The sequence below is a fragment of the Brevundimonas sp. PWP3-1b1 genome (assembly GCF_049896065.1).
In the GTDB taxonomy this organism is placed as follows: domain Bacteria; phylum Pseudomonadota; class Alphaproteobacteria; order Caulobacterales; family Caulobacteraceae; genus Brevundimonas; species Brevundimonas intermedia_B.
Genome location: NZ_JAFCTO010000002.1, coordinates 711,553 through 737,665, shown reverse-complemented (window position 1 = coordinate 737,665; position 26,113 = coordinate 711,553). Strand labels below are relative to the sequence as shown.

General features: G+C 66.8%; 25 protein-coding genes. 10 read left to right on the top strand and 15 right to left on the bottom strand.

Annotated features, from left to right (window positions below; translation table 11 throughout):
* Nucleotides 1–5: 5 nt before the first annotated feature.
* Both ACP69V_RS15395 and ACP69V_RS15390 read right to left on the bottom strand, forming a co-directional pair.
* On the bottom strand, nt 6–914 hold the full coding sequence (locus ACP69V_RS15395) for a tetratricopeptide repeat protein (RefSeq protein ID WP_426024625.1): 909 nt from the start codon (nt 912–914) through the stop codon (nt 6–8).
* An 853-nt stretch (nt 915–1,767) separates the two neighbouring features.
* The gene (locus ACP69V_RS15390) at nt 1,768–2,280 is read right to left on the bottom strand and encodes a prolyl-tRNA synthetase associated domain-containing protein (RefSeq protein WP_426024624.1); all 513 of its coding nucleotides are present in this window, start codon (nt 2,278–2,280) and stop codon (nt 1,768–1,770) included.
* A 37-nt stretch (nt 2,281–2,317) separates the two neighbouring features.
* Here ACP69V_RS15390 and ACP69V_RS15385 point away from each other — a divergent pair, with 37 nt between their 5' ends.
* Nucleotides 2,318–3,085 (top strand): DUF6065 family protein, encoded by a 768-nt coding sequence (locus ACP69V_RS15385; protein ID WP_425981497.1) that lies wholly within the window; start codon nt 2,318–2,320, stop codon nt 3,083–3,085.
* Nucleotides 3,086–3,270: 185 nt separating this feature from the next.
* Here the strand turns inward: ACP69V_RS15385 and ACP69V_RS15380 are convergent, their stop codons facing one another.
* From ACP69V_RS15380 to ACP69V_RS15355, 6 genes are all read right to left on the bottom strand, one after another.
* A complete protein-coding gene (locus tag ACP69V_RS15380; RefSeq protein WP_426024623.1) occupies nt 3,271–3,843 on the bottom strand; it encodes a CC0125/CC1285 family lipoprotein in 573 nt (190 codons plus the stop codon).
* A gap of 99 nt (nt 3,844–3,942) precedes the next feature.
* Nucleotides 3,943–4,575 (bottom strand): LysE family translocator, encoded by a 633-nt coding sequence (locus ACP69V_RS15375; RefSeq protein ID WP_426024622.1) that lies wholly within the window; start codon nt 4,573–4,575, stop codon nt 3,943–3,945.
* 198 nt (nt 4,576–4,773) lie between these two features.
* A complete protein-coding gene (locus ACP69V_RS15370) occupies nt 4,774–5,355 on the bottom strand; it encodes a hypothetical protein (RefSeq protein ID WP_426024621.1) in 582 nt (193 codons plus the stop codon).
* Between the two features lie 80 nt (nt 5,356–5,435).
* Entirely contained in the window at nt 5,436–5,900 is a 465-nt protein-coding gene (locus ACP69V_RS15365; protein WP_426024620.1) for a translation initiation factor IF-2, read from the bottom strand.
* An 81-nt stretch (nt 5,901–5,981) separates the two neighbouring features.
* Complete coding sequence (locus ACP69V_RS15360) at nt 5,982–6,755, bottom strand: metallophosphoesterase family protein (RefSeq protein WP_426024619.1); 774 nt, start codon at nt 6,753–6,755, stop codon at nt 5,982–5,984.
* A 14-nt stretch (nt 6,756–6,769) separates the two neighbouring features.
* Nucleotides 6,770–7,558 carry a hypothetical protein gene (locus ACP69V_RS15355; RefSeq protein WP_426024618.1) on the bottom strand — a complete coding sequence of 263 codons (789 nt, stop codon included), beginning with the start codon at nt 7,556–7,558 and terminating at the stop codon, nt 6,770–6,772.
* 130 nt (nt 7,559–7,688) lie between these two features.
* Here ACP69V_RS15355 and ACP69V_RS15350 point away from each other — a divergent pair, with 130 nt between their 5' ends.
* The 3 genes from ACP69V_RS15350 to ACP69V_RS15340 all read left to right on the top strand — a co-directional run bounded on the left by ACP69V_RS15350 (nt 7,689) and on the right by ACP69V_RS15340 (nt 11,772).
* Nucleotides 7,689–9,815: a response regulator gene (locus tag ACP69V_RS15350; RefSeq protein WP_426024617.1), complete on the top strand. Its 2,127-nt coding sequence runs from the start codon at nt 7,689–7,691 to the stop codon at nt 9,813–9,815.
* Nucleotides 9,816–9,997: 182 nt separating this feature from the next.
* Nucleotides 9,998–11,047: a ribonucleotide-diphosphate reductase subunit beta gene (locus tag ACP69V_RS15345; protein ID WP_135194408.1), complete on the top strand. Its 1,050-nt coding sequence runs from the start codon at nt 9,998–10,000 to the stop codon at nt 11,045–11,047.
* 89 nt (nt 11,048–11,136) lie between these two features.
* A complete protein-coding gene (locus ACP69V_RS15340; RefSeq protein WP_426024616.1) occupies nt 11,137–11,772 on the top strand; it encodes a glutathione S-transferase family protein in 636 nt (211 codons plus the stop codon).
* Nucleotides 11,773–11,785: 13 nt separating this feature from the next.
* Here the strand turns inward: ACP69V_RS15340 and ACP69V_RS15335 are convergent, their stop codons facing one another.
* Complete coding sequence (locus ACP69V_RS15335) at nt 11,786–12,283, bottom strand: hypothetical protein (protein WP_426024615.1); 498 nt, start codon at nt 12,281–12,283, stop codon at nt 11,786–11,788.
* A gap of 152 nt (nt 12,284–12,435) precedes the next feature.
* Between ACP69V_RS15335 and ACP69V_RS15330 the strand changes: the two genes are divergently transcribed.
* Complete coding sequence (locus tag ACP69V_RS15330; RefSeq protein ID WP_135194411.1) at nt 12,436–12,699, top strand: hypothetical protein; 264 nt, start codon at nt 12,436–12,438, stop codon at nt 12,697–12,699.
* Nucleotides 12,700–12,705: 6 nt separating this feature from the next.
* Here ACP69V_RS15330 and ACP69V_RS15325 read toward each other — a convergent pair whose 3' ends face one another.
* Both ACP69V_RS15325 and ACP69V_RS15320 read right to left on the bottom strand, forming a co-directional pair.
* Entirely contained in the window at nt 12,706–14,178 is a 1,473-nt protein-coding gene (locus tag ACP69V_RS15325; protein WP_426024614.1) for a sensor histidine kinase, read from the bottom strand.
* The gene (locus ACP69V_RS15320) at nt 14,175–14,924 is read right to left on the bottom strand and encodes a TVP38/TMEM64 family protein (protein WP_426024613.1); all 750 of its coding nucleotides are present in this window, start codon (nt 14,922–14,924) and stop codon (nt 14,175–14,177) included. Before ACP69V_RS15320 ends, ACP69V_RS15325 begins: the two co-directional genes overlap by 4 nt.
* A gap of 126 nt (nt 14,925–15,050) precedes the next feature.
* Between ACP69V_RS15320 and rpmH the strand changes: the two genes are divergently transcribed.
* From rpmH to yihA, 4 genes are read left to right on the top strand one after another with little or no spacing between them, the layout of a single operon-like run.
* Nucleotides 15,051–15,185, top strand: a complete 135-nt coding sequence (gene rpmH / locus ACP69V_RS15315; protein ID WP_003164000.1) for a 50S ribosomal protein L34 — start codon at nt 15,051–15,053, stop codon at nt 15,183–15,185.
* A gap of 31 nt (nt 15,186–15,216) precedes the next feature.
* A complete protein-coding gene (rnpA, locus tag ACP69V_RS15310; RefSeq protein WP_159847677.1) occupies nt 15,217–15,633 on the top strand; it encodes a ribonuclease P protein component in 417 nt (138 codons plus the stop codon).
* Nucleotides 15,630–17,426 (top strand): membrane protein insertase YidC, encoded by a 1,797-nt coding sequence (yidC, locus tag ACP69V_RS15305; RefSeq protein ID WP_426024612.1) that lies wholly within the window; start codon nt 15,630–15,632, stop codon nt 17,424–17,426. Before rnpA ends, yidC begins: the two co-directional genes overlap by 4 nt.
* Nucleotides 17,423–18,076, top strand: a complete 654-nt coding sequence (yihA, locus tag ACP69V_RS15300) for a ribosome biogenesis GTP-binding protein YihA/YsxC (RefSeq protein WP_425981529.1) — start codon at nt 17,423–17,425, stop codon at nt 18,074–18,076. Before yidC ends, yihA begins: the two co-directional genes overlap by 4 nt.
* A gap of 129 nt (nt 18,077–18,205) precedes the next feature.
* Here yihA and ACP69V_RS15295 read toward each other — a convergent pair whose 3' ends face one another.
* The gene (locus ACP69V_RS15295) at nt 18,206–21,058 is read right to left on the bottom strand and encodes a M16 family metallopeptidase (RefSeq protein ID WP_426024611.1); all 2,853 of its coding nucleotides are present in this window, start codon (nt 21,056–21,058) and stop codon (nt 18,206–18,208) included.
* 206 nt (nt 21,059–21,264) lie between these two features.
* Here ACP69V_RS15295 and ACP69V_RS15290 point away from each other — a divergent pair, with 206 nt between their 5' ends.
* Nucleotides 21,265–22,503, top strand: a complete 1,239-nt coding sequence (locus ACP69V_RS15290; RefSeq protein ID WP_426024610.1) for an argininosuccinate synthase — start codon at nt 21,265–21,267, stop codon at nt 22,501–22,503.
* On the opposite strand, the gene ACP69V_RS15285 is transcribed toward ACP69V_RS15290, so the two are convergent.
* The 3 genes from ACP69V_RS15285 to ACP69V_RS15275 are packed head-to-tail and all read right to left on the bottom strand — an operon-like array spanning nt 22,500 to nt 26,018.
* The gene (locus ACP69V_RS15285; RefSeq protein WP_426024609.1) at nt 22,500–23,801 is read right to left on the bottom strand and encodes a PQQ-dependent sugar dehydrogenase; all 1,302 of its coding nucleotides are present in this window, start codon (nt 23,799–23,801) and stop codon (nt 22,500–22,502) included. The two genes, ACP69V_RS15290 and ACP69V_RS15285, sit on opposite strands and share 4 nt — an antisense overlap.
* Before the next feature lie 46 nt (nt 23,802–23,847).
* A complete protein-coding gene (locus ACP69V_RS15280) occupies nt 23,848–25,167 on the bottom strand; it encodes an acetyl-CoA hydrolase/transferase family protein (protein WP_426024608.1) in 1,320 nt (439 codons plus the stop codon).
* A 56-nt stretch (nt 25,168–25,223) separates the two neighbouring features.
* The gene (locus ACP69V_RS15275) at nt 25,224–26,018 is read right to left on the bottom strand and encodes a phosphatase PAP2 family protein (protein ID WP_426024607.1); all 795 of its coding nucleotides are present in this window, start codon (nt 26,016–26,018) and stop codon (nt 25,224–25,226) included.
* Between the last annotated feature and the right edge of the window lie 95 nt (nt 26,019–26,113).

Below are 26,113 nucleotides of genomic sequence, written 5' to 3'. Positions count from 1 at the left end.
CCAACCTACGAAAACAGGATGGACGACAGCCGGCGCCGCCCGTCCTTGGCCACGTCGGAACTGACGCCCGCCGCTTCGAAGATGACCAGCAGCTGCTTGCGCGCCGCCTGTTCGTTCCACTCGCGGTCGGCCTTGATGATGTGCAGCAGATTGTCGACCGCGCCCTGGAAATCGCCGGCCGCGCTCTGGGCCTCGGCGAGGTCGAACCGGGCCTGGTGATCGTTCGGATCGGCTGCGACCTTGGCCTCCAGCTCGGCCGAAGCGCCTGACGGGGCTTTCGCCGCCAGGGCCAGTTGGGCGCGTACGCTCTGGACCGTCGGCTCCTTGGAGTCCTGCGGAGCCATGGCGATGGTCTGCAGCGCCTGCTCATGGTCGCCGCCCGCCAGATAGACCCGCGCCATGCCGGCGATGGCCTTTTCGTTCTCGGGCTCGATCGACAGGACGTGGGCGAAGGCCTGGGCCGCGCCGCCGAAGTCGTTCAGACCCAGAGATTCCTCGCCCAGCTCCAGCAGTTGCGCCGTCTCGGTCGAGCCTCCCGCGCCCCCGGTCAGCTTGTCGATGAAGGCCTTGATCTGGCTGTCGGGAATCGCGCCCTGGAAGCCGTCCACCGGCTGACCGTCGACGAAGGCGTAGACGGTGGGGATCGACTGAACCCGCAGCTGGCCCGCATAGGCCGGATTGGCGTCCACATCGATCTTGACCATCTTCACCGCCCCCTTGGCGGCGCGCACATTCTTCTCCAGCGCCGGGCCCAGGGTCCGGCACGGCCCGCACCAGGTGGCCCAGAAATCCACGATGACCGGCTGATGCTTCGACGCCTCGATCACGTCGGTCATGAAGGAGGCGTCGGTGCCTTCCTTGATCAGGTCTTCGCCGGAGTGGCCGGGGGTCAGGGTCGGATCGAGCAGTGTCATGGGCGAAGTCCGTGCAGGGTCGGTCAGGGTCAACGGTTCAGATGGCGTCGGGATGCGTCGGCATCAAGCGGCGATAGGGTCGCGCCGGGATTTCAGACTTGGGCCGCCGAAAAACAGAGTCTAATTCGTCTGAATTGTCTGAAATCCTCCGTTTGCGGGAAGTGAACCGGCCTCCGTTCATCACAAGATGGGGCGGCGACGCCAAGCGTCAAGCGACTGCGGAAGATGTCGTCAGGGGTGGGAAGGCGGACATTGACGCCCTTCGTCATCCTTCGTCCCTTCAGCCCAGACGCTCCGCAATTGGCGCGCTAGGCGCCGGCCATGGGCATGCAGGTGCGAGCCTGTGAAGCAGGGTGAGACCGTTGCGGCTGGCAGCCTCTATATCCCGCAACATCATGCTGCGAGCCGATGCATATGATCCGGGCGGAGCGACGCCATTCGACTCGTCATCTCGCAATTTTCTCAGCAACTCGCGACCCCTTCCAACGGCCTCCGCCTCGGAATCACGGGCCACTGTTGCGCTGGTCCAGATCTTCACGAACTTGTCCGTGAAAAGATCGACCAGCACTGAGTTGTTGGAGTTGAAATGCTCGCGATTGATAGCCGCGACCTCATGCAAACATTGCGTGGATGGCGGCGGCGGCTGGGTTTGCGCCAGTATCGAAGTGACAAGAAGGGCAGCGAGCAAGGGTAGGTCTCATCTCAAAAAATACATGTTGCCCGTAGATTGACGAAGCGGCAACTTCAAGGGGAGTTGTCCAGCAGCTAATCCGCAATTGGTCGAAATCGGAATAGGCTCCATCGCAAACTGATCGCCCGGCCCGTCGCAAAGGCCACGACGTTCCGCCCTTGGTCAGCCGAACGCCCCAAAATCCACGACCACCGGCTCTCGTCCCAGCAAGGTCAGCACCCGCCGGAACGCCGTCTGATCCAGCGCCGTCGTCGCCGTATTGGTCAGGGGGTGGAAGTTGACGATGTCGGCGTCCCACAGGCGGCGGTCCAGGACGAAGGTGACGCGGCGGTCGATGTCGTTGATCAGGCCCAGCGCCGTGACAGAGCCGGGGCGGACGCCCAGGGTGTCGAACATCAGCGTCTCGTTTCCGAACGACAGCCGGCCTGAGCCCATGGCGGCGGCCGCGAGCTTCAGATCGATGACCGTGTCCTGGCGGGCCGAGATCAGCCAGAGGCGGCCTTTGTGATCCTTCAGGAACAGGTTCTTGGTGTGGGCGCCGGGCAGGTCGGCCTTGAGGTCCAGCCCCTCCTCGACGCGGAAGACGGCCGGGTGGTCGTGGGTGACGTGATCCACGCCGTTCGCGGTCAGCCAGACGGTCAATGTCTCGCGGTCGAAAGCGGGTTCGTCAGTCATGGTTGAGCCGTCGGGTTTCGGGCGTTAGGAACTGTCCATGGTCGATACCGTCAAGACACGCCCGCTGGAACTGGAATGCTATCCGATGACGGCTCGGCCGCCGGATCTGGTGCCCGGCCGCCAGTCGCGCAACTGGATGGACGCCTTCATCAGCCGCCACCCCTATCGGTGCCTGCCGCTGAACATGGCCAACACCACGGGGTGGGAGATCCTGTGTCCGTTCGGCTTCTCGGCCGAATGGAACGGCGGCCCGCGTCAGGAAGACATCGTCATTACGCCGGACCGGCCCCAGCACGATCTGGACCATTTCGTCACCTCGCACTTCTCGCGCGGCGTCCTGACCATGCACCCGCAATATCTGTTCCGCACGCCGCCGGGCTGGGGGATGATGTGCTCGGGGTCGCCCAACCATGTGAAGGACGGAATCCAGCCGCTGGTCGGCCTGATCGAGACGGACTGGCTGCCCTTCCCCTTCACGATGAATTGGATCTTCACCCGGCCGGGCCGGATCACCTTCGAGAAGGGCGAGCCCTTCTGCTTCATCAATCTGATCGAGCACAAGAAGGTCGAGCAGTTCCAGCCGATCATCCGCACCCTGGAGTCCAACCCGGTGATGAAGGGCCAGTTCGAGGCCTGGAATCGCGCCCGCACCGACTTCAACCAGCGTCTCGCCGGCGGCGATCCCGACGCGGCCAAGGAGGCGTGGCAGCGGTATTACTTCAAGGGCGAGGTGCCCGAGGCCCTGGGCACGGCGCCGGCCACCCACTCCAACAAGCGCCGGCTGAAGTCGCCGCGGGTGGGCTAATGTTTTGAATGTCTCCTCCCTATCGCGGAGCGATGGGGAGGTGGCGCGGCGCGTCTTCGCGTCGTGACGGAGGGGTTCTGAACCACATTACAGGCGTCGGTGGGACTTCAAGAGCCCCTCCACCACCGGCTTCGCCGGCGGTCCCCCTCCCCATTCGCTGCGCGAACAGGGAGGAGACGACGCGTTTACGCCGCCGGTCGCGTGACCTGCGGGCCCAGGTTCTGGATCACCTCGCGGGCGTCGAAGGCGTTGGGGTCGCCGGCGGGCTTGGGTCCGCGTCCCAGCACGATCTCGGCATTGGCCTCGAACCGATCGACCTGACGCACGTCGAAGTCGTTGGCGCCCCACGGGCCGTAACGGTCCCACGGGCTCCAGAAGCCGCCGCGATAGTAGCGCCACGACGGACCCCAGTAGGGGCTGTAGAAGCGGTTGTAGCCCGCATAGAACGGGTCGGGCGTGCCGACAAAGCGGGTGTCGCGGTCGGTGGCGCGGTTGACTGTGGCGAACCAGTCATAGCCGCTCTCGACGGTCAGTTCGGCCGAACGCAGCAGCAGCGACTGCTCGACCTGCTCGCGCGAGGTCAGCGAGTTGCCCGAGAAGCTGACGCGGAATCGGTCGTTCTCCAGGCGTTGCTCGGCATAGCCGCCGCGCTGGCCGTTGAAGCCGGCGGGCTGATAGGGGGTGGCGGTGGCGCAGGCCGCCAGCGCGAGGCCGGCGGCGACCGTCATCGCCAGGGTCTTCAGTGGAAGGGCTTTCATGAAATCAAACTCCTTGATCGCCCATTCGGGCGCGCTGACGGCTGAACGGAGCATGAATGGCGGCGTTCCCCCTCAATCTAGGACGAAGCGCGGTCGCGTCTAGATGCGCAGAGCGATCAGGACCGAAGCGGTCAGCAAAAGGGCGCCGACGAAGATCCCGAATCCGCGCTTGAACCGGGGCTGCTGCATGCGACGCGACAGGGCGGCGCCGGACAGGGCGTAGGCGCTCATCGACATCATATCCATGCCGATCACGGCGATAGCGAACAGGGCCAGCTGCGGCGCGACCGGCCGGTTCACGTCCACGAACGGCGGCAGGACGGCGGTGAAGAACAGGATGGCCTTGGGGTTGGCGATCTGGACGGCGAACCCATCGATCAGGGCGCTGCGCCCCTTCTTGACGACGACGTGGTCAGGCTGGGCGGCGGTTGCGAAGGCGCCGCGTAGGGCCTTGATCCCCAGCCAGGCGACATACAGGGCGCCCAGGACGGCGATGACCTTGAAGGCGGCGGGGAAGGCCTTGACCAGGGCGCCCAGACCCAGGGCCGCCGCGCCGAACCACACCAGGGTCGCCGCATTCATCCCGACCACCCCGACCAGGGCCGAGGCGCGGCCCTTCTCGACCCCTGCGGCGACCGCGAACAGATTGGCCGGGCCAGGCGTGATCGCCATCACCGCCATCACGCCTAGGAAGGTCGAATAGAGGTGCGGATCGACGGGCAGGGCGGACATGCGGCGCGATGTCGCTGCTTAGGTCGGCGCGGTCAAGGACCTCCGTCTCTTCCCCATTTCCATGGGGAGGTGGCGCGGCGCGTCTTCAGCGCCGTGATGGAGGGGTTCTTTGACGCACCACCGGCGCCAGCGGGACTTCAAGAGCCCCTCCACCGCTTCGCGGTCACCCTCCCCTCAAGTGGGGAGGAGAGGGCGGAGTTACGCCGTCGGACGTTCCGGGGCTTCGGGCGGCTCCGGCGCTTCGGGAACCTCGGCCGCCATCTCGTCCTCGACGACGGCGTCGGCGGCTTGATCCAGAGCGTACTGGGCGACCAGGCTATAGGTTTCCATCTGCTCGGGGGTCGGATTGGTCCAGGCGCTGTTCTGGGCGATGCCGTTGGCGGTGACGACGCCCTTATGCACGCCCTCTTCCATCGCCTGTTTGACCTCGGGGTCGTTCATGGCGTCGGCGACCAGGGCGTCGACGTCGATGTCCTTCAGCGCCTGGGCGGCGATCTCGGATGCGTGTTTGGTCGCCTCGGCGGTGAAGGCGGCCACGTCCGGCGCATATTCGGCCCACAGGGCGGCGACGCGTTGGCCGCGCACGCTTTCGCTCAGACTTTTGTCTTCGGAGATGGCCTCGGCGCGTTCGCCGAACGCTTCCATGCGCGCCTCGAAGGCGGAGGCGGCGGTTTCCAGCCGGGCTTCGGCGGATTCAGGTGCGGGCGCCGCGTCCTGGGCCAGGGCGGAGGACAGGGGCAGGAGCGCCAGGGCGGCGGTCAGGCTGAGCAGGCGGATCATGGGAGGGCTCCCGTTGAATGACCCGCGCAAACTCGACCCTGCGCCGCCCCGTCTCAAGTGAAATCGCGGTAAGGCGCGGCTTACTGCGGTTGGGCGGGGGCTGGGGCTGGGGCGGCCGGCGCGGCGGCGGCCTGCTCGACTTGGGTGCGAACCTTGGCGGGGATGCCCTGGATCTGCGCCGCAACGGCGGCCATCTGATCGGCGGGCGCGCCCTGGGTCACGGCGAAGGCCTGAAGCTCTTGGGCGAAGGCGTCGGCTTCAGGCTGATAGCGCACCTGGAGAGCGTCGAGATCCGTCTTGGCCTTGGCCTTGTCCGTTTGGGCGGCCGCGGCCTGCATTTCGTTGGACATGGCCTCCATCTTCTCGCCGAAGGCTTCGCCCTTGGCTTCGAAGGCGGCCGCTTCCGGGCTCTCCGTCTCTTCGGTCGGCGCAGGGGTGGCGGCGGGAGCGGGCGCCGCCTGGGGCGCAGGCGTCTGGCCGGCGGCGAAGGCCGGGGTGGTCAGGGCCAGGGCGGCGACGGCCGCGACGGAAGACAGAAGACGCATGGGAAACTCCGAAACAGGCCGCTGCGCGACCAGAGATAAGGCTCAAGTATCCGCCTTGGACGGCACACTCCTACACCCGGATCAGATTTCAAAGACCCGATAAGGGGTGTCGCCCAAGGTCCGCAGCACCGGTAGGGCGACATTATAGACCGGCACCCCCTTGTTGGTGCGCCCCTCCGGCCCGCCGCGATGGGCGTGGCCGTGCACGACCAGGCTGACGTTGTCATAGCGGTCGATGGTCTCGGCCAAGCGCGACGAGCCCAGGAAGGCGTGGATTTCGGGCGGTTCGCCCATCACCGTCTCGACGACGGGGGCATAGTGAAGCAGCACCACCGAGCGTTCGGTGCGCAGCATGCGGATCGAATTCTCGATCTGGTTGGCGTCCTCGACCGCCTCTTGCACGAACCGCTTGACCGAGGCCTCGCCGAACGAGCTGAGCATGTAGCGACCGAAACCGCCGACGAACCCCTTGCCGCCCGCAAAGCCGACGCCGTCGATCTCATAGGCTTCGCCGGTCAGCATCCTGACCCCGGCGTCGGTCAGCATCCTGGTCACATGCTCAGGCTGGCCGCACTCGTGTTCGTGATTGCCCAGCACCCCGACCATCGGAATCTTGCACAGCTTCAGGTCTTCCAGCAGCCGCTCGACCTCGGGCGTCTTGCCGTAGTTGGTCAGGTCGCCGCACAGGCACAGCACGTCCGCGTCGTCCGACACCCGTTCGAACAGGTCGCGATAGCTGTGCTCGGTGGCTTCGCCCACATGCAGGTCGCCGACGGCGGCGACGCGCATCTTCCTGGCGGGGCCGGGCTCCAGGCCGGGCTGGGTGGTCTGCGGGTCCGGCGCAGCATCAGTCATGGCGGCTCTCCCTTTCAGTGGCCCAGGTTGACGGGGTCGTGGCGCTCTTCCAGCCCCTTGCCGACCACGTCGCCAAAGCCCCATTCGGCGACATCGGCGACATAGTCGCGCGGGCTGAACAGGCGACCGCGACAGACCTTCACGCGCGGCGCCGGCAGGTCGATCTGGGCCGTCAGCCGTTCGACCAGCTCTTCCATCAGCCAGCGCGGGACCCGGTCACGCTCGGTCGGATAGGCGAAGCGGAAGTTCAGCAGATGGGCGGCCAGAACCTCCCAATAGAGGTCCATCTGATCCAGCAGGCTCTTCCAGTCGATGGCGTCGGACTGTTTCAGGATGACGTGGTTCACGTCGGCGCCGTCATAGCGATAGCGGTCCTGGATGAAGACCTTGGACAGGATCAGGGCCGTGGGCGGGGTGATCTGGACCTGATGGCCATAGACGGTGATCCGATCCTCGCTGAACCAGCTGTCGGACACGGCGATCGTGCCGTTCGACATGGCGAAGATGACGTCGAAGAAGTGTTTCTCGTCCTTCCAGACCTTGGCGATCCAGCGCTCGTCCTCGACGTCGGTGCGGTAGCCGTGCTTCTGGAAGAAGGCCAGGATGCGGGGATAGTCGCCGGGCTTGCAGAAGACGTCCAGGTCCTTGGTCGGACGGCGGATGCCCGTATAGGCCGTGACCGCATAGGTGCCAGACAGCAGGAAGGGAATGCCGCTCTCCTTCAGCAGGCGCAGGCTTTCCTCGTAGAAGGCCAGGGCGTCCGCAGGCGGTTCGAACGTCGGTTCGGTAATCATATCTGACATCGGTTCGGGCCCTTCCTGCGAGGGCAGGGAAACGGCGACGCTGAACGGCGGTTCCGCAATTCTACCTAGGTTGGCTGCTACGGTCTCCTTAACTCCTGCATGTCACCGTTCGGTCATGGGATTGAAGTGGGTGAACGCAGAACGCGGGCGCTGGCGGTTCTTCCGCCATGAGGCCGGCAGGGCGGCAGGACCGCCCCCGTACGCCTATGTCGCGCTGTTCGTTCTGTGCCTGGTGGTGGGTCAGTGGAGCATGAACACCTTCGGCGCCACCGTGCTGTGGCCCGCGAATGCCGTGCTTCTGGCCGCAGTGCTGCAACTTCATCGCCGCCCGGCTGTCGCCGTCATGGCCGCCTGCGCCGCCATCAATCTGATCGGCAACATCGTGCGGGGCGGCCCCGTCGTGATGATGTTCACCAATGTCGCCCTGAACATGACCCAGGTGGTCGTCGCCGTCCTTTTGGCGCGTCGATTCTGTGGCGCCGCGCTGGATATGCGCCGGCCCTGGCGTCTGTTCCGTTTCGCCGTCTTCGCCGCTGCGCCTGCGGTCCTCCTCAGCACCCTGCTGGCGGGCGGCGTTGCCATACTGATGAGCTGGAAGGTGCCGGGGACACTGGGCTTCCGCATGCACCACCTGTTCGACATGGAGATGCTGGCGATGATGATCGTCACGCCGTCCCTGTTGCTGCTGGCTCGTAACCACCGTTTCCGCCAAGACGCCCAGGCCACGTTGACGGAGGCGGCCGCCCTGCTGGCGTTGGTCGGGGGCGTCAGCCTGTGGGTCTTCTCCCAGTCCGCGGCGCCGATCATGTTTGCGATCTTCCCGCCCCTTATCCTGCTGGCCTTCCGTCTGTGTCCCCCGACGACGGCGGGTTCGGTGGTGATGGTCGCCGTGATCGGCGGCGTGGCGACGCTCAGCGGTCATGGACCGATCGTCCTGACACGTCTGACGCACGACCCGGTTCTGGACGCTCTGCCTACGGTCATGCGTCAGATGAACGCCTTCCATCTGTTTCTGCTGTGCGTGGTCGGTACGGCCCTGCCCATCACCACCCTGTCCACCGAGCGCCGTCGCCTGGTGGAGCGGCTGAAGGCGCGCACCGAGGCGGCGCTGTCGGCCCGTCAGCGCGCCGAGGCGGCCTATGCCGTCAAGGGTCGGTTCCTGGCCATGATGAGCCATGAGATGCGCACGCCTCTGACCGGCGTCACCGGCTATGCGGATCTGTTGTCGCGGCGTCCGTGCATGGACGACGAAGGCCTGCGCCAGGTCGACGCCATTCGTCACTGCAGCGAGACCATGCTGCGGCTGGTCGAGGACCTGCTGGAGGTCTCGTGCGGCGGCGCCGAGGTCACGCCCAAGCCCAATGACGTGCGCGCGGTGGTCGAAGAGGCCGTGGGCCCGGCGCGCGAATGGGCCTCGGTCAAGCGTCTGGACTTCGCCCTCACCATTACCCCCGCCGCCGAGGGGCCGGTCATGATCGACGCCCGGCGCCTGCGTCAGATTCTGCATCACCTCAGCAACAACGCGGTCAAGTTCACCGGGCGGGGCGGCGTGACCATCGCCGTCGACCGGATCGACGACCGGCTCTCCTTCGTCGTTTCCGACACCGGCTGCGGCATGGACGAACTGACGCGGGCCGGGGTCTTCCGCCTGTTCGAACAGGCCGACGCCACCACCAGCCGGGCCCACGAGGGCGCCGGCGTCGGTCTGGCCCTGGCGAAGAATCACATCGACTGTCTGGACGGCGTCGTCACGGTCGACAGCACGAAATGGGGCGGCTCGACCTTCACCCTGATGATTCCCGCCCCGGCGATCGAAGCCGTCGAAGGGCCGGAGTCCGTGCCGCTGCACAGCCGGCGGACGCGCATCCTGATCGTCGACGATCATCCGGCCAATCGCGACCTGCTGCGGATCATGCTCCAGGCCGCCGATTGCGAGACCGTAGAGGCGGCGGACGGCCAACAGGCCTTGGCGGCGCTGGCGGTCCAGCCCTTCGATCTGGTGCTGATGGACGTGCGGATGCCGGTGATGGACGGCATCGCCGCCACCCGCGCCATTCGCGCCCTGGACGCCCCCTTGCGCGACGTGCCGGTCCTGGCCGTCACCGCCGAAGCCATGCCCGAGGACGCCGCCCGGTGTATCGCCGCCGGCATGGATGGCCATCTGGCCAAGCCCGTCACTCAGGCCAAACTCTACGCCGCCATCGAGGCCGTGTTCGATGCGGTCGCCGAGCGCCAGGTGGACGCCCAGGCCGCCTGAGGCCAAGCGTTGCTGGAGGGCGCGAATTCGTCCCCAGCTCCCTCCCCAGAATCCTGAAGCAAATCTACCAGATATAGCGTCTGTCAGAAAATGTGACGCAACATAGACCAAATTCGACTTGGCGCCGGGGTTCGAGAGTCGCATGGTGAACGTCTCTCCGGAATCGCTTCAGGTCCAGTTCGATGAACGCCATCACCCCGATCATCCTTCCCGAACGCGCCGGTCTGCTGACCCCGTCCGCCGCCTACAAGCCGTTCCGCTATCCGTGGGCGTTCGACATGTGGAAGAAGCAGCAGCAGGTCCACTGGATGCCCGAAGAAGTGCCGCTGGGCGAGGACATCAAGGACTGGGCCTCGACGCTGAACGACGGCGAACGCAACCTGCTGACCCAGATATTCCGCTTCTTCACCCAGGCGGACATCGAGGTTCAGGACAACTACATGGAGCGCTACGGCCGGGTCTTCAAACCGACCGAGGTGAAGATGATGCTGGCCGCCTTCGGCAATATGGAGACCATCCATATCGCGGCCTACGCCCTGCTGCTCGAAACCATCGGCATGCCCGAGAGCGAGTTCGGGTCCTTCATGGAATATGAGGCCATGCGGGACAAGCACGACTATATGGGCAAGTTCGGGGTCGATTCCGACGCCGACATCTGCCGGACCCTGGCCATGTTCGGCGGCTTCTCCGAAGGCGTTCAGCTCTTCGCGTCGTTTGCCATGCTGATGAACTTCCCGCGTCAGAACAAGATGAAGGGCATGGGACAGATCGTGTCCTGGTCGGTGCGCGACGAAAGCCTGCACTGCGAAGGCATCATCAAGCTGTACCACGCCTTCAACAAGGAGACGGGGGCCGTCACCAAGACCGTGGCCGACGATATCGTCGACTGCTGCAAGACGGTGGTGAACATGGAGGACAAGTTCATCGACCTGGCCTTCGAGATGGGCTCGGTCCAGGGCATGACGCCTGAGGACATCAAGCAATACATCCGCTTCATCGCCGACTGGCGCCTGCGTCAGCTGAAGCTGCCGGAAGTGTTCGGCGTGAAGGAAAACCCGCTGCCCTGGCTGCAATCGCTGTTGTCGGGCGTCGAACACGCCAACTTCTTCGAGGCCCGCGCCACCGAATATTCCAAGGCCGCGACGCAAGGCGACTGGCACGGGGTCGAAGGCGTCTGGACCGAGTTCGACCGCATGATGGCGCGTCGCGACATGAGCCTGGTCGCGGGCTGACAGGCCTCAAGCAGCGAAGCGATAGGCCAAGAATAGTCGGCCTCAAGCAGCGCGAAGCGCGGTAGGCCCAAGAAAAATGGGAGAGCGCCATGACCGACGAGATCGTCTTCTACACCAACCCCATGTCTCGCGGACGGATCGTCCGCTGGATGCTGGAGGAGGTGGGCCAGCCGTATCGCACGGTGGTGGTCGATTACGCGGGGATGAAGGCGCCCGACTATCTGGCGATCAATCCGATGGGCAAGGTGCCGGTGATCATCCATCGCGGCGTCGTCGTGACCGAATGCGCCGCCATCTGCGCCTATCTGGCCGACGCCTTCCCTGACGCCGGTCTGGCGCCCGCGACCGACGACCCGCTGCGTGGCCTGTATTATCGCTGGATGTTCTTCGCCGCCGGCCCCGTCGAGGCGGCGGTGACGGCCAAGTCGCTCGGGCAGCTGCCGCCCGCCGAAAAGTCGGCCATGGTCGGCTATGGTTCGTTCGATCAGGTCGTCGACGGCCTGGAGCACGCCCTAGACAAGAGCCCGTGGCTGCTGGGCGATCAGTTCACCGCCGCCGACGTCTATGTCGGCAGCCAGATCGCCTGGGGCCTGATGTTCAAGAGCCTGCCCGCCCGACCAGCCTTCCAGGCCTATGCCGAGCGGATTGCGTCGCGTCCGGCGGCCGTCCGTGCGCGAGCGATCGACGACGCCCTGATCGCCGAGGCGAAGGCTGAGGAGGCCTAGCGGCCGGCCTCGGTCATTGCGCCGGCCTGACCCAGGCCGGCCGCGCGGAGCAAGCCTCGCGGAAGCCTGACCGGCATAGTCGCACCTGCTCCTGCCAGGCGGCGTAGTCGCTGTCGTATTGCGCCTGGCTCGCGCGGGCGCTCTCGGCGGCGGCGCGAGCCTGTTCCTCGCCCTGGCTGACCTCGATCTGATGCCGGGCCAGGGCGGCGTCATAGTCCAGGCGGGCCGCCTCGTCGGCCTTGTCGGCCAAGGCGTTCTGGGCCGCGATCTCGTCGTTCAGGGCGCGGGTGGTGCGCAGTTCATCTTCGGTCTGCTGATCGTCGCTCGCGCGGTGGTAGGCTTCGCCCCGCGCCTGCAGCAGGGCGTCGCGGCTGGCGGGGTTGGCCGGATCGGGCAGGGCGCGTTGATCGCGATAGGGATCGGGCGCTGTGGGCGAGGTCGTCTGCGCCTGAACCGGGCTCGACAGCGCCGCCGCCAGCATCAGTACGGAGAGGGAAGTGCGAACGATCATGGACGTGTCTCCTGAATGCGGGCCGCGGTCGGATTGAGCTTGGCCATAAACTGCTCCGATGCAAAACGCCGCAGTCATGAAAAGGTGGCGCGCGGCCGAGCTTCACGGCATGGTCTCAACCTCCCCGACCGTTTCCGCATCCGAGAAGACGCATGATCCTCAGCACCTCGTCCGGCGACTTCCCCATTCCCGCCGATGTCGCGCGCCAGTTGCCGAATGTCCCGGCCTTGCCCGATACCGCCGCGCCCAACGCCCGACTTCAGATCGAGGACTTCCGCCACTGGCTGGACGCCTCGCCGGAACACGCCATCGACTACGAACGACTGCGGCGCTGGCATCTGGTCCAGGACGAACTGGCGGCCCAGGCCAAGGCCGAGAACCGGCCTTTCGTCGTGTCCGACGACGGACTGGAATAGGGCCAGTCAGTCGGGCAGGCGCAGTTCGAACACCGCGCCTGCGCCGTCCGTCTCGATCAGTCGCAGATCGCCGCCGTTCAGGGCGGCCAGTTCGCGCGAGATGGTCAGGCCCAGGCCCGAGCCGTCCGAGCTCTTGGAGCTGACGAAGGGTTCGAACAGGCGCTCGGCCAGGCGCGGCGGAATGCCGGGCCCGTCGTCGGCGATGCGGACGACGCAGAAGCCGCCCTCGCCGAAAGCGCTGACGGTGATCGCACCCTTGCCGCGCCGCTCCGGCGGACGGCCGGGATCGGCCTCGATGGCCTGACGGGCGTTGCGCATCAGATTGACCAGGATGCGATACAGCTGGTCCGGGTCGGCCTCGACGGCGAAGCGCGGCGGCAGTTGCTTGACCAGGGCCACGCCTTCCGGCTCCAGCCCCGCATCCTCGGCCGCCAGGGTCAGGGCCTTGGTCAGGACGACGCGGGTCTTCTGGGCGGCGGGTTCTTCGCTGCGGCCGTATTCCAGCACATTGCGCGACAGATTGGCGGCGCGGCTCAGCGCGCGCTCCAGCCGGGGCAGGGCCTTGGCCACCTGGGGGTCGGCCGAGGTCGCGAGCCGCTCGGACGCCATCTGGGCCGAGGTCAGCATGTTGCGCAGGTCGTGATTGATCTTGGCCACCGCCTCGCCCAGGGCTACCAGTCGGGCGCGCGAACGCAGCGAATGGCGCACTTCTTCCTGCATGCGGCTGAGCTCGCGTTCGACCCGGCCGATCTCGTCGTGCCGGTCGGACGGCGCCTCGGCCTCGCTCTCGGGATCGGCGGCGAACCGTTCCATGGAGCGGGTGACGCGGCGCAGAGGGCGCAGCACCAGAAGCGCCAGACCGCCATAGAGCAGGGCGCCCGCCGTCAGGGAGACCAACAGCGACACCAGAAGGCTGTTCAGCAGGAAGGCCTTCAGTTCGAGTTTGAGCGGCTGGGCCGGGGTGACGATCTCGATGAAGTCGCCCGAGCGATAGCGCGGCTTGGCCTGCACCCGCAGCGAGCGGTCCGGATGGCCGAACAGGGTGCGCCAGGGGTCCGTCAGCCGCCCCCAGCTGTTCTGGCGCCGCAAGTCGATCAGTTCGGGCGCGCGCGGCAGGTTGGGGGCCTGGAGCAGCAGGCGGCGCACACCCTGTTCGGTCAGGGCCACGGCCTGGACCCCGCCGATCCGCATCAGTTCGGCCGCCGTGTCGTCCTCGACCGCGCTATAGGGCAGGGCCTCGACGCCCACCGAGGCCAGTTCGGCGGCCTGGAGGCGGTCACGCAGCCAGCGCTCGTGGAAGGCGGCCAGGTTCGGCCCCATGATCAGGCCCTCGACTGCCAGGGTGAAGGCGACCGTCAGCAGCAAGAGCCGCGCCGACAGGCCGTCGGGCGCGCGCGGCGTCAGGCGTTCGCGCCACAGGGTCGCCTGTTCCGGCGTCAGGTTCAGCCGTGTGGCGATCCGGTCGAACAGGGCGCTCATGCCGGCGCTCCCGCGTTGCGCCGTGCACGGATCATCTGGAACAGCTTGATGCCGATGGGCAGCAGCAGGGACAGGAAGACCACCCCCATCAGCGGCCAGAAGAACTGTTGCAGCAGCATGGGCAGATCCGGCCGCACACCGGCGCGCAGCAGGTCGCCCAGCTGCGACCCGATCCATGTGTAGATGAAGGTGGAGGGCAACAGGCCGATGAAGGTGGCGATCACATAGGGCCGCAACGGCACCGCCATCATGCCCGCCGTGGCGTTGACCAGGACGAAAGGCACGCTGGGGATCACGCGCAGGGTGAACAGGGTGGTGAAGGCGTTGCGGTCGATCCCCTTGGCCAGCCGATCCATGAAACCGGCGTCGGCCTCGAACTTGGCGCGAAGCCAGGTCCCGATCGAGGTACGATACACATAATAGATGACGACAGAGCCGATGGTGGCCCCCGTCGCCTGGGCCAGGGCGCCGACATAGGGTCCGAACATCATTCCCCCCAGCAGGGTCAGAAAGACCGGCCCAGGGATGGTCGAGGCGGTCGCCAGGGCATAGACGGCGATGAAGGCGGCCAGCGCCGTCCACCAATGGGCGCGCGCATAGGCCTGAAGGTTCAGCCCGTGCTCGCGGATCAGTTCCATCGACAGATAGCGGTTCCAGCCCAGGGCGAAGAAGGCGACCACCAGGCCGGCGATGGCCGCGAGCGGCAGCAGCCGCAGGCTCCATTCCTTCGCCGTTCGTTTCGCCATCCGTTCATCGTTCCCGAAATGCCGTCCGAGCGTTGACTCACGCGGACATGCGACTTATACGCCCGCCCTTCCTGCGACGGACGCCTCTTGCCCCGTCGCCCAACCTTTTAACGTCAGGAGCCGACCGTGAAGCGGACCTATCAGCCGTCGCGACTCGTGCGCAAGCGCCGTCACGGCTTCCGCAGCCGGATGGCCACCAAGAACGGCCAGAAGATTGTTGCGCGCCGTCGCGCCAAGGGCCGCAAGCGCCTGACGGCGTAAGCGGCTTTCAGCGTCCGGAATATTTGGACGCATGAGCGACCTTTTACAGATCAAACGTCTGTTGCGGCGGCCCCAGTTTCTGGCGGCCGCCAAAGGCGTTTCCGAGGCCCGCGGGGCCGTGGTCATTCAGCGTCTGGAGCGCGGCGACGGTTCGCCGCACATCGGCCTGGGCTTCACCGCCACGAAAAAGGTCGGCGGCGCGGTGGTTCGCAACCGCGCCAAACGCCGTCTGCGCGAGGCTGCGCGGGCCATGCTGGCCCAGCACGGCGTGCCCGGCAGCGACTATGTCTTCATCGCCCGCATGGGCACGACCGAGCGTGCGTGGGACCGTCTGCTTGACGACGTGAAATCGACGCTTACAAGGCTGGCGACACCGCGACATGATCGGGGGGCAGCCAAGCCCTCGCCCGCCCGCGCCCCATCCGGCCAGGACCGCCAGAATCCATGAAAAACGAGAACACGCGCAATACGATCATCTTCATCGTGTGCTCGGCCCTGATCATGGGGATCTATTATTTCGCCGTGTTGCGTCCGCAGGCCGAGCGTCGCGCGGTGCAGCAGCAGGCCCAGGCCGAGCAGTCGCAGACCGCCGAGAATGCTGCCCAGACGGCGCTGAGCCCGCAGGGGGCGACCTTCGTCACCGACCGCAGCCAGGCGCTGAGCACCGCCGCCCGCGTGCCGATCCAGTCCGGCACGCTGAAGGGCTCGCTGTCGCTTCAGGGCGGGCGCATCGACGACCTGTTCCTGACCGACTATCGCGAGGTTCAGGACAAGCCGCAGCCGGTCGAGCTGTTCCGCCCGCAGGGGATGCAGAACGCCTATTTCGCCCAGTTCGGCTGGACCGGTCCCAACGTCGCCGGCGGCGTGCCCGGACCCAACACCGTCTGGCGCCTGACGAACGGGTCGTCCTTGACGCCGACCACGCCGATCACCCTGACCTGGGACAACGGCCAGGGTCTGCGGTTCACCCGCGTGATGTCGGTCGATGATCGATATGTCTTCTCGGTCCAGGACACGGTCCAGAACCTGGGCACGCAGGCCATCACCATCGCGCCTTACGGCAGCGTCCAGCGCCAGGGCGTCCCGCCCGCAGCCGGGTCGTCGCACATCGTCCACGAGGGCGCGATCGGCACCTTCGGCGAGCCGGGCGGCTACCGCACCGAGCAGAAGAAATACAAGGACTGGCTGAAGGAGCCCCGGATCGAGAACGCCTCGACCGGCGGCTGGCTGGGCATCACCGACAAATACTGGCTGGCGGCCCTGCTGCCCCAGCAGAACGAGGCGGTCGAGACCGAATTCCGCGTACGCGAGCTGAACGGCGCCCAGCAGCTGGAAGCCAATGTTCTGGGCACGACCCGCACCATCCAGCCTGGCGCCACCGCGACCGAGACCCAGCGCCTGTTCGCCGGGGTCAAGCGCGCCGAGGTGCTGAAGTCCTATGAGGAAAGCCTGGGCCTGCCGCGCTTCGTCTATGCGATCGACTGGGGCATGTTCTGGTTCCTGACGCGCCCGATCTTCTGGATCCTGGAGAACGTCTTCGGCCTGGTCGGCAGCTTCGGCGTCGCCATTCTGGCCCTGACCGTCATCGTCAAGCTGGTGATGTTCCCGCTGGCCAACAACGCCTACGCCAGCATGTCCAAGATGCGGAACCTCCAGCCCAAGATGGAGGAGATCAAGAAGAAGTTCAAAGACGACCCGCAGAAGCAGCAGCAGGAGACGATGGCCCTGTATCAGAAGGAGAAGATCAATCCGGTCGCGGGGTGCCTTCCTCTGGTGCTGCAGATCCCGGTCTTCTACGCCCTGTACAAGGTGCTGACGGTGACCATCGAAATGCGTCACCAGCCGTTCCTGGGCTTCATCAACGACCTGTCGGCGCGCGATCCGTCGTCGATCTGGAACCTGTTCGGCCTGATCCCGTGGGATCCGTCGATGGCGCCGCTGATCGGCGGCCTGCTGGCCGGCCCGCTGCACCTGGGCCTGCTGGCCATCGCCTACGGCCTGACCATGTGGTTGCAGACGGCGATGAACCCGCCGGCGACCGATCCGATCCAGCGTCAGATCTTCCAGTTCATGCCGCTGCTGTTCACCTTCATCATGGCGCCGTTCGCGGCCGGCCTGCTGATCTACTGGGCCTGGTCCAACGTCCTGACCATCCTGCAGCAGTACATCATCATGCACCGCTACAAGGCCGAGAACCCGATCGATACGTTCTTCGCCCGGTTCAAGAAGTCACCGGCGTGATCGACGAAACCGAGTTCACGCCCGAGGAAATCGAGGCCGCGCGGGTTCTGTTCGCGCGGCCCGCCACCTTCATCATGGGCGCGGCCAAGATCGAGCAGCTGCCCGAACCGAACCTGCCCGAGATCGCCTTCGCCGGCCGCTCCAATGTCGGCAAGTCCAGCCTGATCAACGGCCTGGTCGGCATGCACAAGCTGGCGCGCGCCTCCAACGAGCCGGGCCGGACGCGCGAGGTCAACTTCTTCGACCTGGACGGCCGGATGCGTCTGGTCGACCTGCCCGGCTACGGCTGGGCCAAGGCGTCCAAGACCACGGTCAAGAAGTTCCAGGATCTGGGCCGCGACTATCTGCGCGGCCGGGTGACGTTGAAACGGGTCTATCTGCTGATCGACAGCCGCCACGGTCTGAAGTCGGTGGACAAGGAGGCGCTGGACGCCCTGGACCTGGCCGCCGTCAGCTATCAGATCGTCCTGACGAAGGCCGACAAGCTGAAGAAGGGCGAGGGCGAGGTCGTGCAGGAAGCCACGCTGAAGGCCATCTCCAAACGCCCCGCCGCCTTCCCCGTGGTGCTGCTGACATCGTCGGAAAAGGGCCTGGGCCTGCCCGAACTGCGCGCCGAGATCATGCGCACCACCGGCGCGACGACCGACTGAACATCCATCGTCATCCCCCGGTCTGCGCCGCGAAGACGCGGCTTGCCGGAGGATGACGAAAGAAAAACAAACACGAAAAAGGCCCGGAGATCGCTCTCCGGGCCTTCGTCGTTCTGGACTGTCGTCGCCCTACTGGGCGGCGCCGGCCGCCGAGCGGACCTCGACCGGGATGCCCAGGGCGTCCAGTTGCGGCTTGACCACCGAGGCGTCGCCGACGACCACCCAGACGAACTTGGACGGGTCGATCGCGGCCTTGGCTGCGGCGTCCAGTTGGGCCGCCGTCAGGGCGTTGGTGCGGGCGGCGATGGTTTCCGGATAGTCGTCCGGGCGACCCAGCAGGTCGTTGCTGCGCAATGCGCCCAGAACGGCCGCCGAGGTCTCGTAGCTGCCGGCCAGACGGCGGGTGTTGCCGTTGATGGTCCGCTCCAGCTCGGCCGGCGTGACCCCCTTGCCGCCCTTCAGGAAGTCGTTGAACTGAAGGTTCAGGGCTTCGATGGCGGGACCGGTCTTGTCGGCCTGGACCGGGGCGGTGACCAGATAGGGCACGCGTCCGGCGAAACCGGCGACCGAGGCGTTGACGCCGTAGGACCAGCTCTTGGTCTCGCGCAGGTCGGAGTTGATGCGCGACAGGAAGTCGTTGCCCAGCACATTGTTCGCCGCGTTCAGCATCAGCAGATCGTCCGTGCCCGAAGCGGCCAGCACTTCACCGCCCATGATGTAGGACTGCGGCGATTGCGGACGGTCGATCAGCACGATCTTGGGCGTCGAGGCCGGGATCGGGGCCGAGAAGTCCTTGACTGCCTTGGCGGATGCAGGCGGGACCCACTGGCCGAAGCTGGCGTTCAGGATCGGCGTGATCTCGGACAAGGGACGGTCCGACACGACGAAGATCTTGCCGTTGTCCGGGCGGATCCAGCGGGCGTAGTCGGTGCGGATGTCGGCCTCGGTGATGGCCTTGACGCTGGTTTCGTCGCCGTTGCCGCTGAACGGACGGCCATAGGGGCTGTCCGCGCCGTACATCAGTTCCGGCAGGGCGCGGCTGGCAAGGGCGGCCGGCTGGGTGCGTTCGGCGGCGATGCGCGACAGTCGGGTGGCGCGCAGACGCTCCAGCTCCGCCGAGGCGAAGGCGGGATTGCGCACCACGTCCGCCAGCAGGTCGACCGACGGCTTGAGGTTCGGCGTGACCGCAGACAGCTGCACGACCGAGCGATCCATGGTCGCGCCGGTGGTGATGCTGGCGCCCAGGGCTTCCTGGGCCTCGGCCAGTTGCGTGGCGTTCAGGGTGCGGGTGCCCTCGTCCATCAGGTCCAGCATCAGGGTCTGAAGGCCCAGTTTCGCCCGGTCGTCGGCGGCGAGGCCGGCGTCGAAGTCGATGGCGATCTTGGTCGCCGGCACGGCGTCGCGCTGGGCGTAGATCACCTCCATGCCGTTCGACAGGCGGGCGCGTTCGACGGCCGGGAAGTCGACGTTGGCGACCTGGCCGATCTCGGGTTTGGCCATGCGGGCGACGCGCTGGATTTCCGGCGCCGGCGTATGGTTGGCGCCCGACGGGGCCTCGGCGGCCTCGGCATAGGCTTCACGCTCGCCCACCAGCGTCGTCAGCGTATAGGCCGGACGGGTCAGCCACTTCTGCATCGCCGCTTGGACCTGGGCCGGCGTCACCGCCGCATAGGCGGCCAGCTGTTTCTTGTAGAACTCGGGATCGCCGGCATAGAGCTGGCCTTCCGCCAGGGCCGTGGCCTTGCCGCCGAAGCCGCCGACCTGTTCCAGGCCCTGGATGCGACGCGAGGCGTACTGGGTCACGACGCGGTTGATCTCGTCCTGCGTCGGGCCGTTTGCGATCAGGCCGTTCAGGATTTCGCGGGTGCGGGCCTCCACGGCGGCCGGATCCTCACCGGGCTTCACGGTCGCGCTGATCTCGAACATTCCGACGCGGTGGAAGGCGCTATTGCCGGCGCTGACTGACACGGCGCTCTGGTCGCCGCGCACCAGCTCATTGTCCAGGCGCGAAGACGCCAGACCGCCGAGCACCGAGGCGCCGACGCTGAGCGGCACCGAATCCGCGTCCAGCATGCCGGGCACGACCCAGCTGATCTCGACCTGGGCGTTGGAGACGCGGTCGTGCGTCGTCTCGTTGACCGGCGCCGGCAGGGTCGGGATCGGCGCCTGGGCGGGGGTGTTGACCGGACCCTTGGCGATGGGGCCGAAATATTTCTCGGTCAGTTCACGCGCCTTGGCGGGCGTGATGTCGCCGGCCAGCACCAGCACCGCGTTGTTGGGACCGTAGTTCGAGGTGAACCAGTCGCGCACCGTCTGCATCGAGGCCGCGTCCAGATCGGCCATCGAACCGATGGTCGAGTGGCGATAGGGGTGGCCTTCGGGGAACAGGGCTTCCAGCTGCTTGTACTGGTTCAGGCCATAGGGCTGGTTGTCGCCCTGGCGCTTCTCGTTCTGGACCACGCCGCGCTGCAGATCGAGCGTCTCCTGGCTGATGGCGCCCAGCATGTAGCCCATGCGGTCGCTTTCCATGAACAGGGCCTGTTCCAGCGCCGGGGTCGGGACGGTCTCGAAATAGTTGGTGCGGTCGAACCAGGTCGTCCCGTTCATGTCCGTCGCGCCCATGTTGCGCATCGGGGTGAAATAGCTGCCCGGCGCATTCTCGGACCCGCCGAACATCAGGTGCTCGAACAGGTGCGCGAAACCGGTCTTGCCGGCCGGCTCGTCCTTGGAGCCGACATTGTACCAGACGGACACGGCGACGACCGGGGCCTTGTGGTCCTCGTGGACCAGGACGGTCAGGCCGTTGTCCAGGGTGAACTTGGTGTAGGGAATATCGACTTCGGCGACCAGATCGGCGACCGGAGCGGCCTGGACGGCGGGCGCAGCCGCCTGAGCGGCCGGGGCGGGCGCGACAGAGGCCCAGACAGGGGTTGAAACCGCCAGAAGGGCGGCGGCGGCGACGAGAGAGCCGGTGCGGCGCATGCGAGATCCTCAGGATTGCAGTTGGTACGGACCATAACGCTGGTCGATGCGCTGGCAACGCGACGGAATGAAACATGACCAAAGGTTCATGTTCGCCGCCCTCTCTTCGTCAGGAGACCCCGGAAAAGGTTGCATCGCCGGACCCCCGGTCTTATGCGCGCGTCAACTCCCCGATCCTGTCGCCCGATCCTGCTGAAAGAGCCGCCATGTCCGCCCCCGCCGACAAGCCCGTGAAGAAAGTCGTCCTCGCCTATTCCGGCGGCCTGGACACCTCGATCATCCTGAAGTGGCTTCAGACCGAATATAACGCCGAGGTCGTGACCTTCACCGCCGACCTGGGCCAGGGCGAGGAGCTGGGCCCCGCACGCGAGAAGGCGCTGAAGCTGGGCATCAAACCCGAGAACATCTTCATCGACGACCTGCGCGAAGAGTTCGTGCGCGACTTCGTCTTCCCGATGTTCCGCGCCAACGCCCAATATGAGGGCGACTATCTGCTGGGCACCTCCATCGCCCGCCCGCTGATCTCCAAGCGCCAGATCGAGATCGCGCGTCAGGTCGGCGCCGACGCCGTCTGTCACGGCGCCACCGGCAAGGGCAACGACCAGGTCCGGTTCGAGCTGGGCTATTATGCTCTGGAGCCCGACATCCGCGTCATCGCCCCCTGGCGCGAGTGGGAGTTCCGCAGCCGCGAGGCCCTGCTGGACTTCGCCGAGAAGAACCAGATTCCGATCTCCAAGGACAAGCGCGGCGAGGCGCCCTTCAGCGTCGACGCCAACCTTCTGCACTCCTCGTCCGAGGGCAAGGTGCTGGAAGACCCGGCGGTCGAGGCCCCCGAGTTCGTCCACCAGCGCACGATCAGCCCCGAGGACGCGCCGGATAAGGCCACCGTCATCGAGATCGGCTTCGAGCAAGGCGACGCCGTCTCGATCAACGGCGAGGCCATGTCGCCGGCCACGATCCTGACCGCCCTTAACCAGTACGGCCACGACAACGGCATCGGTCGACTGGACCTGGTGGAGAACCGCTTCGTCGGCATGAAGTCGCGGGGCGTTTACGAGACGCCCGGCGGCACCATCCTGATCGCGGCCCACCGCGGTATCGAAAGCATAACCCTGGACGGCGGCGCCATGCACCTGAAGGACCAGCTGATGCCGAAATACGCAGAGCTGATCTACAACGGCTTCTGGTTCTCGCCCGAGCGCGAGATGCTGCAGGCCGCCATCGACCTCAGCCAGAAAAAGGTCTCCGGCACGGTCAAGGTCAAGCTCTACAAGGGCAATGTCAGCGTCATCGGCCGCGAAAGCCCCAACAGCCTGTACGACCAGGACCTGGTGACCTTCGAGGAAGGCGTCCAAGCCTATGACCACCACGACGCCGAGGGCTTCATCAAGCTGAATGCGCTGCGCCTGCGCGTCCTGGCCAAGCGCGACGCGCGCAAGGCCTAGTTTGCGACGTCGGACCGGGCGATCCTGAGGATCGCCCGGCTGCGGTCGTCCGTGACCCAGATCGAGCCGTCGGCGGCGACCGCCAGGACCACCGGCGCGCCGCGCGGCTGGCGGCCTGCGACCGTGTCCCACCCCGGCGTCAGCACCTTGCCGCGTATGCTGGGCGCGCCGGCCGGATAGGTCAGCGATCCGCGCGGATAGATGGCGTAGCGTCCGCCCGTGTCGGTCAGGGGGCGGCCCTGGGCGTCGGTCTCGGCCGCCACGATCCGGCCGCCCGCGCGGCGATAGCCGTGCCAGCTCATCAGCAGCCGGCCGCGCAGTTCGGGGAACATCGCCCCCTCATAATAGATCAGGTCCAAAGGCGCGGCGTGCGGCGGCAGCAGGGCCAGCGGCCGCTCGCGCTGGCCGCACCGCGCCTGGGCCGCGCTCCAGCCGGGCAGGGGCGTCGCCAGGTCTACGCAATAGGGCCAGCCGTAATGGCCGCCCCGACGCAGCACATTGATCTCGTCATAGGGATGGTCGGACGTGGTCAGGTCGACCGAGTTCTCGCCCTGCAGAATGGTCCCGGACGGGTGCCTTGCCAGGGCGATGGAGTTGCGCAGGCCAGAGGCGAAGACGGTGCTGTCTTCGGCCCACCGACCGTTCCCCAGATAGGCGTGGCGGCGCACCTGGGCCGTCGCGGCGCTGTCGACGCAGGCGCCCGAAGCATCCGTGCGCGCCCGGCCTCTGGCGTCCACGCAGCGGTCGCTGGGGGCGCCGACGTTGACCAGCAGGTCGCCGTTCCCGTCGAACACGAAACTGGACAGGGGGTGACGATTGGCGTGCAACCGGTTGTCCGGCAGGTCGCCGACCACCGTCCGCACCGTCGCCGCCGGATCGGCCGCGTCGGGATCCAGGGTCAGGATCCGGTTCATCTCGGACACATAGAGGCGCCCGTCCGGCCCGCGCGCCGCCGTGTGCGGCATGTTGAGCCCGTGGGCCAGCCGTCGCCAGCGCGGGGCGCCGTCCGCCCCGAACGACAGCCGCCAGATCGCGCCGTTGCCGGGATACCAGTTGCCCAGGTCCGTCACCAACCAGTCACCGCCGGACAGCGCCAACAGGCCGCGCGGCATTCGAGGCCCATCCGCGCCAGACCCCTGCCACACCAGCCCCAGGCAATAGCCGGGCGCCATCCGCACCCCGGTCATCGGCCGGCCGCCGCAGTCCCCCTGTGTCGCATAGGCGCCCTGGGCCGCGCTGGCGCTGACGGGCGCGGCGACGAGAAGGGCGAGCAGGGCCAGCAGGCGAGGGGTCTTCATGGACGCAGAAGTCCCGACGAGCGACCGAAGATCAAGCGGTCGGGCTTCAGATCAGGCCCTGCTCGCGGGCGGCGGCTGTCAGCCGGTCGCGAAACTCGGGCGCGGCCAGGGCGATCAGGGCGCGGGCGCGTTCGCTGGACGACTGGCCCTTCAGATTGGTCCAGCCGTGTTCGGTGGCGACGATATGGGTGTCGTTGCGCGGCGTGGTGACCGGCCCGTCCAGCCGCGCCACGATGCGCGACGCCGTCCCCTTGGCCGCCGTGGAGTGACAGGCGATGATCGACTTGCCGCCCTGCGATCCATAGGCCCCGCGCACGAAGTCCAGCTGGCCGCCGGCGGCCGTGAACTGGCGCCCGTTCAGGAACTCCGAACAACAGGCGCCGGTCAGGTCGACCTGAAGCGTGGCGTTGACCGAGATCATCCTCGCATTGCGCGCGATCACGGCCGGGTCGTTCACATAGGAGACCGGATGGGCCTCCATGCCCCGATTGCCGTCCAGGAATTCATAGGTGTTTAGGTCGCCCATCGAGAAGGCGAACACCCCCACGCCGGGATGCAGGGTCTTGCGGGCATGGTTGGCGACCCCGGCCTGCATCAGCTCGACCAGGCCGGGCGTCAGCATCTCGGTATGGACGCTCAGGTCGCGGTGGTCCTTCAGGGCGTCGCAGACGGCGTTGGGCAGGGCGCCGATCCCCATCTGCAGCGTCGCCCCGTCCTCGACCAGATCGGCGATGATCCGGCCGATGATCAGGTCGGCCGGCTGAGGCTCGGCGCGCGGCACGACCAGCAGGGGGGCGGAGTGTTCGACGATGCCGGCGACCTTCGACACATGCACGGTGCAGTCGCCGAACACGCGCGGCATGTGCGGATTGACCTCGACGATCACGGTTTTCGCCGTCTGCGACACCGGCTTGGAATAGTCTGTGTTTGTCCCGAACGAGAAGAAGCCGTCCTCATCCATCGGCGACACGGTGCAGACCAGCGTGTCCACCCCGACCTCGTGGCACAGCAGGCGTGGCGACTGCTGGAAGCCGGTGGGGATGAACTGGACGGGATTGGGCCGGCCGTCCTCATGGGCCCGCTGTTCCAGCCGCCGTTCGATGGCGCTGTGGAACAGGCTCCATGGCCGGATCCGGTCCATCAGTTCGTAGCGCAGCACCGTATCGCCCGCGATGGGGGTTGAGAGAAGATAGTAGAGGTTCACATCCTCCACCTCGCCCCGCTCCGCTCGTTCGGCCAGGGCCTTCAGCAGGGCCGGCGGCTGGGACACGCCCAGACCCATGGCGACCTTGGCGCCCGAGCGGATCAGGGCGGCGGCCTGATCGGGGGTCTTCAGGCGTTCGGCGTATTGGGCGGCGTGGTCCATGGCTCATCTCTCGCGGCGTCCAGCCAGACTAGCCCGTCGCGGACAGGACCGCGGGCCTAGACTTTGGTCGTGTCGGCCGCCGTCTCGACCTCGACCGGCGACGGCTCGTCCTGCAGCGGCGCCCGGCGACGCTTCTGCCAGCGCGCCACGCCATAGGCGACCAGCCACAGAGCCATGGCCCAGGCCGCGCCGACGGCCCAGCCGGCGAAGACGTCGGTGGCCCAGTGGGCGCCCAGATAGATGCGGGTCAGGCCGACCAGCAGGGCCATCAGGATTCCCACCCCCAGCACGAAGACCTTGAACCGCTCTCGCGGAAAGGCGCGCGTCAGCATGACGGCGACGGTCAGATAGAAGACGGTGGACAGCAGGGCGTGACCCGAGGGGAAGCTGGCGTTGATCGTCTCCACCGCCTGCATGGCGGCGGGCGGCCGGGCGCGCTCGAACACGGCCTTCAGGCCCTCGCTGAGGGCGACGCCTCCAGCCAGGCCCACGACCAGCAGCAGCGACGACAGCCATTTCCTCTGGCTCAGCAGGAAGACGATCACGATCAGGGCGAACAGGCCCAGCACCGAAATGCCGCCCAGCGAGGTGAGGTCGGCAGCCGCCTCCTTCAGCCACCACGGTCCCCACGGTCGGCCGGGATCGTCGGCATAGGGCCGCATCAACGAAAGAATGTGATGATCGAAGGCGATGCCGTCCGCTTCGGTCATGTCGTCGGCCAGTTCGACGAAGCTCAGCACGCCGGCGGCGACGACGAAGAGGGCGGCCAGCGCCGCGATCTCCGTGCGGGCGACCGTCAGGACGCGTATCAAAAAGGGACGAAGATCAGCCAAGGTCAGGGATTGGGTCATGGACGGCCCAAACGGCCAAGCTCGTCCTATGTTCCAATCACGCGTTCGTGATCGTGTTGTCGCGTGAACGTAAAGGGGCCGTGCTGGCTTGCGCA